General features: G+C 56.6%; 5 protein-coding genes. 4 read left to right on the top strand and 1 reads right to left on the bottom strand.

What is annotated here, in order from left to right; all coding sequences use genetic code 11:
* Nucleotides 1-312: 312 nt before the first annotated feature.
* The 4 genes from EOL86_12610 (at nucleotide 313) to EOL86_12595 (ending at nucleotide 3,629) form a co-directional block, all read left to right on the top strand.
* Nucleotides 313-708, top strand: coding sequence for a hypothetical protein (locus EOL86_12610; GenBank protein NCD26417.1), 396 nt, complete (start codon nucleotides 313-315; stop codon nucleotides 706-708).
* A gap of 92 nt (nucleotides 709-800) precedes the next feature.
* Nucleotides 801-1,676 carry a DMT family transporter gene (locus tag EOL86_12605; GenBank protein NCD26416.1) on the top strand — a complete coding sequence of 292 codons (876 nt, stop codon included), beginning with the start codon at nucleotides 801-803 and terminating at the stop codon, nucleotides 1,674-1,676.
* 13 nt (nucleotides 1,677-1,689) lie between these two features.
* The gene (locus EOL86_12600) at nucleotides 1,690-2,526 is read left to right on the top strand and encodes a hypothetical protein (protein ID NCD26415.1); all 837 of its coding nucleotides are present in this window, start codon (nucleotides 1,690-1,692) and stop codon (nucleotides 2,524-2,526) included.
* A gap of 308 nt (nucleotides 2,527-2,834) precedes the next feature.
* Nucleotides 2,835-3,629, top strand: a complete 795-nt coding sequence (locus tag EOL86_12595; protein NCD26414.1) for a transporter substrate-binding domain-containing protein — start codon at nucleotides 2,835-2,837, stop codon at nucleotides 3,627-3,629.
* A gap of 89 nt (nucleotides 3,630-3,718) precedes the next feature.
* Here EOL86_12595 and EOL86_12590 read toward each other — a convergent pair.
* On the bottom strand, nucleotides 3,719-3,914 hold a 196-nt coding region (locus tag EOL86_12590), incomplete at its 5' end, for an oxidoreductase (protein NCD26413.1).

Genomic DNA, 3,914 nt, shown 5'->3' with positions numbered 1-3,914 from the left:
GCCTTCTAAGCAATCGGTCGGGGGTTCGAGTCCTCCCTGGCGCGCCAAAAAATCAAGGGCTTACAAAAACAACCTGTAAGCCCTTTCTCTTGCCACCACGTCGCACAACTCTTCCAGGGTCTCTGCCTAAAGCACAGGCCCGGAACGTCCGGGCTTGTGCCTATGCGGGTCCGGGCCTCATCATTACATGCCGCGTTCACGTGACAGGTTTCCCAGGTACTCTGGAAGCGGTTAGGCCGTGGCGACGCGCCAAGGCATTCCGCCTTCAGGTTTGCATCTGGCGGAGTTACGCGCGTAACTCACCGCCACGGAATGCACGGCGTGTTCCTTCGGGTCCATGTCGCGCTTGGCAATGGTCAAAGCCTCTTTGACTCTGTGCAAAATTCAGATCCACCCCAGACTGGCCACGCTATCCTTGACCAACTCGTGGTCCATGCCCCGCGCCACAGCCGGTTGCAATTCACGAAAAATGCCCATGTGCCGCGTGTTGCCAACCCAAAAATTGCAGCTTACGGACAATTGATCGCGCTGCTCGAAAAATGGGCAGCATGGTTGTCTCGCATCCATCTCTGTGGGCGTGGTCCAATCCCGGCAACGGCGCTGGACCACTTCAGCATGAAGCGTACCGCGACAATGGTGGTGCTGATCCGGATCAAAACCCGGCAAGCCCCGCAACCGGCTGGTCTCAATTTTTCCCCATACCAATAACGCCCCTTGGCTTCCCAGGGGGCGTTGTTTATGCCCAAGGCTCATTTCAATCCTTTTTTCGAAACAAAAACAACGCAGTAAAGAGGTTTCAAGTGAACAATCGCGTCGTGCGCGCCAATATCCTGCTTTTATTGACGGCTCTAATCTGGGGGGCGGCCTTTGTCGCCCAGCGCCTCGGCATGGATCACATGGGCCCGCTGACCTTCAATGGCATCCGCTTCGCACTGGGCTCCCTGGCCCTGCTGCCCCTGATCCGGCACATGAGCAGTCGCCGCGCCACCCCGGCGCCACAGCTGACGGTCGTGCTCCGTGGTGGCGCGCTCATGGGGTGCGCCCTTTTTCTGGGCGCCTGGCTCCAGCAATTCGGCCTGTGCTACACCACGGCCGGCAAAGCCGGGTTCATCACCGGTCTGTATGTCGTGTTCGTGCCCCTGATCGGCATTTTTCTCGGTCACCGCTACGGCCTGGGCACATGGGCCGGGGCCGGCTTGGCCATTGTCGGTATGTATCTTTTGAGCGTGACCGAGACCCTAAGCATTGGCAAAGGAGATCTTCTGGTTCTGATGTCCGCCTTTTTCTGGGGCGTCCACGTCGTTCTGGTTGGCCGTCTGACCGAAGGCATCGCCGCCGTGGACGCGGTCAAGCTGGCGGCCGTGCAATTCGCCACGTGCAGCCTGATCAGCCTGATCGCGGCTCTCATTTTCGAACCGATCAGCCTGGCCGGTCTGTGGGCAGGCATCGTCCCCATCCTTTATGGCGGGTTCATGAGCGTCGGCGTCGCCTACACCTTGCAGGTCGTGGCCCAGCGTGACGCCCGGCCCGCGCCGGCGGCCATCATCCTGAGCCTGGAGGCGGTTTTCGCGGCATTGGCCGGCTGGATGCTCCTGGGCGAAACCCTTACCCCGCAAGCACTCATGGGATGCGCCCTGATGCTCGGGGGAATGATCTGGTCCCAAGTTCGTCCCTGAAGGTCGTGCCCACATGCCCACCGTCTTCATGCTTTCCAATCTTCGAAATTTCACCGTTCTGTCCTGGCTCATCCGTCTGGTCCCGGGCGTGTTGGTCGTCGCCATTCTTGGAACGGCCACGGCTTGGCAGCCTTCCGAACGACTCACCGTTATCCACGCGCCCCGAGCGATTCCGGAAATTCCCAAAAACTTATCCGGACTGACCTGGAACCAGGAAACCGGCACTCTCTTCGCCGTCACCAATGAGCCACAATACATCTTCGAACTCTCGCCCGAGGGCACTGTCCTGCGCCGCGTCGCCCTGCACGATTTCAAGGACACCGAAGGCATCACCCACATCGAGGGCCCATACTTCGCCCTGGTCGAGGAACGCAAAGGGGAGCTGTGCATTGTCCAGCTTCCAGCCAACGCCACGGAGCTACGCCGCGACGAGGCGACAAGCCTGAGTCTAGGCGTCGCCAAATCCAAAAACAAAGGCTTCGAGGGCATCACGTATGACCCCTCGAGCCGGACCATCCTCACCATGCGCGAGGGCAAGCCCTTCGTGTGCTTGTCCATCCCCCTCGACGAGCAGTTCCGTCCGGGTCCGGTCTGGCGAACGCCCTTGCCCAGGCTGCACGTCCGGGATGTCGCCTCCATTATCCGCGACCCGGACGGCACCTTGTGGATTCTGAGCGAAGCTTCGTCGCGCCTTGTCCATCTGGATCACACGGGCAAGGAACTGCGGCGATTCGCCCTCCGGGTCACGGGTCGATCCTTTCAGCCCGAAGGGGTCACGCGCTCCCCGGACGGCCGCATTTTCATCGTCGGAGAGCCCAACATCCTGGGCACATACAAGATCCCGGATTAGCTGCTACCCACGGGTAACCCGAACGCGAAGCGCGTCCTCGCGGGATCGCCACCCTGCGATCACCGAGGCAGGCGGGCTGCTCCGTCTCGGGGCTCATCTCCCAGACAACAAAACATTTGTGAAACATCTTCACGTGATCTATCCAAAAAAAATCATCGCCTGGATATATTGCGTGGTTTTCATTACATTCATGGATCCAGGCGAGACAGCCAGAAGAATTAGTTGACCATGACTTGCGACTTCAGTAGCAAAGCATCCGTCCGTCACTGGCAATTAATATCTATAATACATTATTCTTTGGGGAGATCATGCTACACTACGTATACATTTTTATCTGTATTTTTGTTTTTGCGTCACCTGTAATGGCAAAGGAAATTATCTTTGGAGTGGATACAAACTATCCACCCATGGAATCCATTGACGCAAACCAGCGCATCATCGGCTTTGGTCCTGATTTAATCATGGCCGCTGGAAAAGCCGCGGGCTTCACCCCGATTTTTCGCGATGTGGCCTGGACACAAATCTTTTCCGCCCTGGAAAACAAAGAAATTGATGCTGTTCTGGCATCCGTGACCATCACCGAGCCCAGAAAACGAAAAATGGATTTTTCAGACACATATTTCACATCATATCAAGCTGTTATTGTTAAAAATGAAGCAAAAACAAGCTCACTTGATGATTTGGCTGAAAAACGGATTGGCGCCCTGGAGGCCAGCATCAGCTACGATGTCTGCAAGGAGATCGCCAGACACGAAGGCGCAGTGGCCAAACCTTTTCCCCATCCCACGGCCGCCGTGGCGGCTGTCGAGAAAGGCCTTCTGGATGCTGCAATCATTGATGCTCCCGCGGCTTTTGGCCTTGTTCTCGATCACCAGAGATACTCCCAAACCCTCAAACTTGGTTTTCTCATCCCAACGGAAAATCCGGAATCATTCGGTGTCGCGGTCCGCAAGGGCGATGTCGAAACCCTGAAACTTATCAACAGCGGTCTGGCTGCCGTCAAAAGCAGCGGCGAATATCAAAAAATCTATGACAAATGGCTGGCAAAGGTGCCTTCCAAGCCCGAATCAAAAAGCTTTTTCAAACTTCCCTGGCTTTTTTGAATGCGCCCGAAAATAGCCTTCAAAACGTAAACGGCCGTCTTCCCTTCCACAGGGAAGACGGCCGTCATAAACACGTCCGACTGATACGCCTACACCGCGATCTCCGGATGAAACACATTCACGTCCTTCAGATCGTCTCTGAGATACGCCCGTTCGTTGGGGCCGAGAATGCCCAGGGACAGACAGATAAGGGTCCAGAGATGGACCACGCCGTAATGGCCGCCGTAATATTCGCTCAGTTCATGGATCTGGGCGTGGCAGTTATGGCAGGCGGCAATGCAGTAG

It is taken from the genome of Deltaproteobacteria bacterium (assembly GCA_009930495.1).
GTDB lineage: Bacteria > Desulfobacterota > Desulfovibrionia > Desulfovibrionales > Desulfomicrobiaceae > Desulfomicrobium.
Note: the sequence above shows the minus strand (reverse complement) of the source record. Positions and strands in the feature narration are given on the sequence as shown.